Raw genomic sequence first — 7,075 nt, 5'->3', positions numbered from 1 at the left:
CGCCCGCACCGTGACGACGGTGCGGGCGGCCGGTGCACGAGGGCCGGGAGGGCGGTGGCGGGAGGGTGCCGGGCCGTCAGGACCGGTGTGCCGTCTGGATCTGGACCGTACGGCGGCGGGTGATGTACAGGCCCCGTCCCGCAGGCAGGATACGTGGCTTCGTACCGGCCACCACCTGCCCTTCCGCGGGCGGACAGCTCAGCATCAGCACCGGTGTGTTGGCCTCCACCAGGCGCCGCAGCAGCTGGTCGGACATCATCGCCCGGCCGGAGCCGTTCGCGCTGCGGGCCACGACGATGTGCAGACCGATCTCGTCGGCCTGGGCCAGGAACTCGTGGAGCGCGCCGAACGGATCACCGGCGCTCATCCCGCTCGTGGAGACCAGCTCGTGGTCGTCGACGAGAAGGTAGAGCCGGGGTCCGCTCCACCAGTCGCGCAGCCGCAGCCGGGCGGGGGAGATCTCGGGGCCGGGCACCCGGTCCTTCATCGCCCGCGCCACCCCGTCGACCATCTGCGCCAGCAGGTTGGCGCCGGTGGCGTAGCCGAGGCGGTGCGACTCGGGCACCGCCTCGGCGAGGCCGCGCCGGTAGTCGACGAGGACGACACGGGCCTCGTCGGGGGTGTAGCGCGTGCAGATCGCTTCGGCCACATGGGCGAGCAGGTTCGACTTGCCGGACTCCACATCACCGACGACCACCAGATGCGGGTGCTCCTCGAAGTCGTGGCGGAACACGTCGAGCCGCTGGTCCTCCAGACCGAGCGGAACGCGCAGATCGCCGTCGGGCGCGGGCAGTTCGGCCGCAGGAAGGCTCATCGGGAGCATCCGGACCGGCGGAGCGCCCGGCCCGTCCCACCCGGCCGCGACCTCCCGCACGAGGGCGGCCACGCCGTCCGCGATGTTCTCCGCGTTCGGATCGCCGTCGTTGCGGGGGAGGGCGGTCAGGTAGTGCATCCGGTCGGCGGTCAGGCCGCGGCCCGGGATCGTCGGAACGGTCCCCGCCGCCCGCATGTTGACCATCGAGTCCACGGGGTCGCCGAGCCGCAGCTCGAAACGGGTCCCGAGCTGGTCGCGCAGGGCGGCCGAGATCTCCATCCAACGGCCGGAGGCAACGATGAGGTGCACCCCGAAGTTGAGTCCCCGCGAGGCGATCAGGTTGAAGGTGGGGGCGAGATCCATGAAGTCCTGGCGAATGGTGTTCCAGCCGTCCACCACGAGGAAGACGTCGCCGTGCGCCTCGTCCGGGAACTCACCGGCGGCCCGGCGGCGCCGGAAGTCGGCCATGGACTCCACGCCCCGCTCCGCGAACAGCAGTTCGCGGTGCGTGATGACCTGGCTGACCTCGGCGATGGTACGGGCCATCCGCTCGGGGTCCAGGCGCCCGGTGACGCCGCCGACGTGCGGCAGCCCGGTGAGCGAGGTGAGCGTCCCGCCACCGAAGTCCAGGCAGTAGAACTGCACGTCGCGCGGGGTGTGGGTGAGCGCGAGCGCTGTGATCAGCGTACGGATCAGGGTGGACTTGCCGGACTGCGGACCGCCCGCGATGCCGACATGGCCGCCCGCACCCGACAGGTCGGCCACCAGCTCGTCGCGGCGCTGGTCGAAGGGCCGGTCGATGACGCCGACCGGAACGGAGAGGAACTTGCCGCCGGGCGTACCGGGCGGCGGCAGCAGCAGGTCGAGCGTCGGGGGCTCGTCCAGCGGGGCCAGCCACACCTGGTGGGCGGGCGGACCGGAGCGCTCCAGCTTCTCGACGGCGACAGCGAGCAGGCTGGGCCCGGTGGCGCCCTCCTCCTCGTCCGGCTCGTGCTCCGGCTCCGTCTCCGGGGCGGTGGGCGGGTTGCGGGGCGGAACCCAGCCGGCCTCGAACGGAACCACCTGTCCGGCGACCACGGCACGGCGTGCCGCGGGGCGGGCGGCCCGGTAGCGGCCCGACACATAGGCGGCCTTGAAACGGGTGAGCGCGCCGACGTCGTTCTTCAGCAGACCGCTGCCGGGCTGGGGCGGCAGCTCGTAGGCGTCCGGTACGCCGAGCACCCCCCGGCTCTCCATCGCCGAGAAGGTACGCAGCGCGATGCGGTAGGAGAGGTGGCCCTCCAGCTGGTTGATCCGGCCCTCGTCCAGGCGCTGCGAGGCGAGCAGCAGATGGACGGAGAGTGAACGGCCCAGCCGCCCGATCATCACGAAGAGGTCCAGGAAGTCGCGATGCGCGGCGAGCAGTTCGCTGAACTCGTCGACCACCACGAACAGGGTGGGAAGCGGGGCGAGGTCGGCGCCGCCCGCCCGCGCCTCCTCGTACTCGCGGACGGACGAGTAGTTGCCCGCCTTGCGCAGCAGCTCCTGGCGGCGGACGAGTTCGCCGTGCAGGGCGTCCTTCATCCGTTCGACCAGCGCCGCCTCGTCGGCCAGGTTGGTGATGACGGCGGAGGTGTGCGGCAGTCGGTCCAGGCCGAGGAAGGTCGCACCGCCCTTGAAGTCGGTGAGGACGAAGTTGAGCGTCTCGGAGGAGTGGGTGAGCGCGAGTGAGAGGACCAGGGTGCGCAGCAGCTCGGACTTGCCGGAGCCGGTGGCGCCGATCAGCATGCCGTGCGGGCCCATGCCGCCCTGCGCGGACTCCTTGAGGTCGAGATCGACGTGCGCCCCGTCCGAGCCGATGCCGATCGGGACCCGCATCCGTTCGGCGGCGGCGCGGGGACGGTGCAGATCGGCCGCCTCGGCAGCGTGCAGATCACGGATACCGAGCAGGTCGGTGAGCTCCATGTCCTCCTGCAAGGGACGCTCGGCCCGGGCCGCGGCACCCAGCCGGAACGGCGCCAGCGTGGTGGCGAGGGCACGGGAGGCGTGCAGACCGAGCGCGTCCGGCCGGCCGAGCTCCGTCTCGGACGGCTTGCCGTCCGGCGCCGTGGACAGCAGGGTCAGCGCATCGGGCTCGACACGCAGCCGCAGGGTGCCGCGCGTCTGGCAGGCACCGTCCAGAGTGCCGCGTACGTCGACGACGACGGTGTTGCGGTAGCCGTTCTCGGCGAGCCGGGCCCCGGGGGGCACGGACGCGGTGTCCAGGACGACGACGGTGAACGGTTCGTCGCGGCTGGGCTCCGCGCCGGACTCGAACGGCGGCCGCCCGGCGAACTCCTCGCCGAGCAGCGGCTCCAGCTCCGAGACCGTCTCGGCCACCAGCCGGGCCGGGCCCACCCCGTCGACATCGGCCTGATGCTGCACGTGCGGCAGCCACTTGACCCAGGACCAGGACGGCAGCGCGTCCCCGTCCGCGACCACGGCGATCGTCAGATCCTCCGGGGCGTGGGCGACCGCGAGCTGGGCGACCAGCGCGCGGGCCGTGGCCCGGGAAGCGGTGCGGTGCTCGTCCGTGGCAGTGAACAGCACCCGGGCGAACGAACGCAGACGTACGGCGACCGGCTGGTCCTCGACCGTGGAGTACGCGTGGATGAAACGGCGCAGAGCGTGCGCGGAGAGCGGCTCCAGGTCCTCGACCGGCTTGGTGGACAGCGGTGCGAGGGCGAGCGCGAGCTGCTGCTCACCGGTCCCGATCCGGGCCTCGCCGAAGTCGTCGTGGGTGGCGCGCCGTTCCCACAGCCGTCCGGTGCGGGCGACCGACCACAGCGCCTGCGGCAGCGGGTGGCGCCACTCCTGGGCCTGCCGTTGCTGCTCGACCACCTTGCGGATGCGGCGTCGGCTCGTCGTCAGGTACCGCAGGTAGTCCCGGCGTTCGGCGCGCAGCTTGCGCTTGCGGTCCCCGGCGGCCCGGAGGAACTGGGCGACCAGCATGGCGATGGCCGAGGTGGCCATCATGCCGACCGACACCCACATCAGCACTCCGTTGCCGTCGCCCGGCCGGATGAAGATGAGCACCATGCCGAGGGAGCTGAGCGCCATCGGCAGGTACGTGATGATGCCGCCCATGGCGCCCTGGGGCTCCGGGAGGGACGGTGGCTCCTGAAGCGTCAGTTCGCCCTCGGGCATGCGGGGGCCGACCCGGCGCGGGGGCCGCCGAAAAATGACGGTGCTCAAACCGGCTCCCGACTCGAAGTGTCCACGACTCGAAATCTGCGACCCAAGCCGCCGATTTTCGGTTGGTCGCACGAACGTACAGTCATAACGAACTTCACGATAATGTGCACTCGTTCTCGGGTCGAATCCCGAACGGAAATACAGGCGGGAGTGAATCGCGCACCGTGGGCGACAAGACCGCCGGACTCTGCCGGATAACCGTCAGAAGTCCGGAGAAAACCTTCGAACTAGGCATACCCGTCGATGTTCCGCTCGCCGATCTGCTGCCGGTACTTGTCGAGTACGCCGGTGGGGACCTCGACGAACAGGGCCTGGAACACGGCGGCTGGACCCTCCAACGGCTCGGCGCCGCCCCTCTCGACGAGGAGCGCACCCCGGCCGAGGCGGAGCTGCGCGACGGCGAGACCCTCTATCTGAGAGCCCGTCATGAAGCCTTGCCCGAGGCCGACTTCGACGATCTCGTCGACGGCATCGGCGAAACGCTGCGCGCCCGACCCGACACCTGGCGGCCCGAGCTGACGCGTCGGCTGCTCATCGGATTCACCGTGACCGCACTGGTCGCCGGACTGATCACCGTGCTGCTGCCGGGCGCCGCGATGTGGCGGGCCGGTGCTGCCGGTGCCGTCGCGTTGCTGCTGGTGGCGGGCGGGCTGGCCGCCTCCCGGGCGGTCGGCGACGCGGGTGCCGGCGCGGCCCTCGGCGTGCTGGCCGTGCCCTACCTGGCCGTCGCGGGCGCGCTGGTCCCGGCCGCCGGGCACGGCGAGAGCCTGCTCGGCCCGCGGCTGCTGGCCGGAGGCGCGGCCGGAGCGGGCGCCGCGATCATCGCGCTGGCCGCGGTCGGGGCCTTCGCGCCGCTCTTCCTCGGGGCGTTCACGGTGGCCGTGTTCACCGCGGCGGCCGGGGCGGTCGCCCTGTCCGGGATGCCGATCGCCCAGGTCGCGGGGTGGCTGGCGGTCGTCGTCGTGCTCGCGGGCGGGTTCGTGCCCAGCCTGGCCTTCCGGTTCGCAGGGATGCGGATGCCGCCGCTGCCGTCCAACGCGGGCGAACTGCAGGAGGGCATCGAACCCTTCCCCGCCGCCCAGGTCCGCGAGCGCGCCGAACTGGCCGACCGCTACCTGACCGGCATGTACGTGGCGCTCGGACTGCTGGCCGCCGCCTGCGAGACCGCGCTGCTCGCCGCCGGCGGAGGCTGGACGGCCGAGCTGCTCGCCGTGGTGCTGAGCACGCTGCTGCTCCTGCACGTACGCGTGGTCGGCGCCGTGCCGCACCGGCTCGCGATGGCGGTCCCCGGGGCGTACGGACTGGCCCTGGCCGGAGTGCTCCGCGCCATTGACCTGGGACTTCCGGGACGGCTGGAGATCACCGTCGCCTTCGCAGTACTGGCGGCGGTCACCGCGATCGCAGCCTGGACGGTGCCGGGACGACGGCTCGTCCCCTACTGGGGGCGGATCGCCGACCTGCTGCACACGCTGTGCGCGCTGGTGCTGCTGCCGCTCGCGGTGCTGCTCGCCGGGGTGTTCGGCGCGCTGCGCGGAATCAGGGGGTGAGGGACTGATGGCGGTGCAGTCGCGCAAGGACCAGGTGCAGGCGCATCTGTACGTGATGGGGCGGCTCTCCAGCGGACTGCTGAGGGACGACCCCGACTCGCCGGACACCCCGACCGCGCGGACCTGGCGGGGCATCCGCTGGGGCGCGCTGATCGTCGCGCTGGCCTGCGTGGTCACCACGCTCTTCGGGCTGATCAAACCGGGGGGCGGAACCTCCTGGCGGACGCCGGGCGCGCTGGTCGTGGTGAAGGAGACCGGGGCCCGCTACCTGAACGTCGCAGGGGTGCTCCATCCGGTGCTCAACCAGGCGTCCGCGCGGCTGGTCGCGGGCGACCGGATGGCGGTGCAGCAGGTCGCGTCGGGGTCCATCGGGGACGCCCCGCGCGGCACGCCCATCGGGATCGTGGGTGCTCCGGACGGACTGCCGGGCGCGCCCGGCGCGGATGCCTGGGCGGTCTGCGCCGGTGCACAGCCGGCGGGCCCGGCGAAGGCGAAGCCGCTGACCAGCGTGGTCGTGGCGGATCCCGCGGACTCGGAGGACGGACTCGGCTCCGACCGCGGCGTGCTGGTGACGGCACCGGGGGAGGGGCGGCAGCTGGTGTGGAACGGCCGCCGGTTCCGGGTCGACACCCAGCACGGTACGGAGGCGGCCCTGGGCTGGGCGGGAGTCACACCCGTACAGGTCAGCGCCTCGTTCCTGACGGCGCTGGACGCCGGGCCGGGGCTGGCTCCGCCGGAGATCGCCGGACGGGGGCGCCCCGGGCCGCAGCTGGCCGGCTCCGCCACCCGCATCGGTCAGCTCTTCTCGGCCGGCGGACAGCACTATGTGCTGCGTACGGACGGGCTGGCCCCGCTGACCGGGCTGGCCAGGCGACTGCTGCGCGGCGACCCGCGGACCCAGGACCAGGCGTACGGCGGGAAGGCCGTGGTCGAGCGCCCGGTGGGCCCCTCCGACCTGGCGGCCCATCAGGCTCCCGCGTCCGCGGCGCAGCAGCTGGCGGCGGGACTGCCCGCCTCGGCGCCGAGGGTTTCGACGGTGGACCCGGCCCAGGAGCAGGTCTGCGTCCGGGTGAAGCCGTCCGCCGGTGGCCATACGACGACGGTGTCCCTGATCCGGGCGGACCGGGTTCCCGGTTCGCCGCCGGACAGGCAGCCGGGCGTGAGGGCTGCCTGCGTTGCGGTGGACCGGATCTGGGTGAGGCCGGGCAAGGGCTCGCTGGTACGGGCCCGGTCCTCGGCCGGAACCGGCAACTCGATGTATTTGGTGACGGATTCGGGTGTTTCCTATCCGGTGACGGCCGCGGGACTGAAACAACTCGGGTATTCGGCGGGCGCCGCCGTGGACGTTCCGGGGCGATTGTTGAGCCTTCTTCCGAGTGGTCCCGTACTGGATCCTTCGAGGGTTTCGAAGAGCGGAGTCGTGGACGCGGATGCCCGAGAGGAGGGGAAGGTTCCGCAGGAGAGAACACAACTCCGTGAACAATGCGGCACGGGATTGTAG

At 72.4% G+C, this 7,075-nt stretch carries 3 protein-coding genes; 2 read left to right on the top strand and 1 reads right to left on the bottom strand.

Annotated elements, in window-relative coordinates; translation table 11 throughout:
- Positions 1–76: 76 nt before the first annotated feature.
- Positions 77–4,027 (bottom strand): type VII secretion protein EccCa, encoded by a 3,951-nt coding sequence (gene eccCa, locus ACFCV8_RS23945; RefSeq protein WP_376687469.1) that lies wholly within the window; start codon positions 4,025–4,027, stop codon positions 77–79.
- A 164-nt stretch (positions 4,028–4,191) separates the two neighbouring features.
- Here eccCa and eccD point away from each other — a divergent pair, with 164 nt between their 5' ends.
- Complete coding sequence (eccD, locus tag ACFCV8_RS23940; RefSeq protein ID WP_376687468.1) at positions 4,192–5,574, top strand: type VII secretion integral membrane protein EccD; 1,383 nt, start codon at positions 4,192–4,194, stop codon at positions 5,572–5,574.
- A gap of 7 nt (positions 5,575–5,581) precedes the next feature.
- Complete coding sequence (gene eccB / locus ACFCV8_RS23935) at positions 5,582–7,075, top strand: type VII secretion protein EccB (RefSeq protein ID WP_376687467.1); 1,494 nt, start codon at positions 5,582–5,584, stop codon at positions 7,073–7,075.

It is taken from the genome of Streptomyces sp. NPDC056347, assembly GCF_042262625.1.
In the GTDB taxonomy this organism is placed as follows: domain Bacteria; phylum Actinomycetota; class Actinomycetes; order Streptomycetales; family Streptomycetaceae; genus Streptomyces.
Note: the sequence above shows the minus strand (reverse complement) of the source record. Positions and strands in the feature narration are given on the sequence as shown.

What these genes read in the sequence shown, in the direction of transcription:
- eccB (WP_376687467.1), top strand. Translation starts at nt 5,582, where the DNA reads ATGGCGGTGCAGTCGCGCAAGGACCAGGTGCAGGCGCATCTGTACGTG.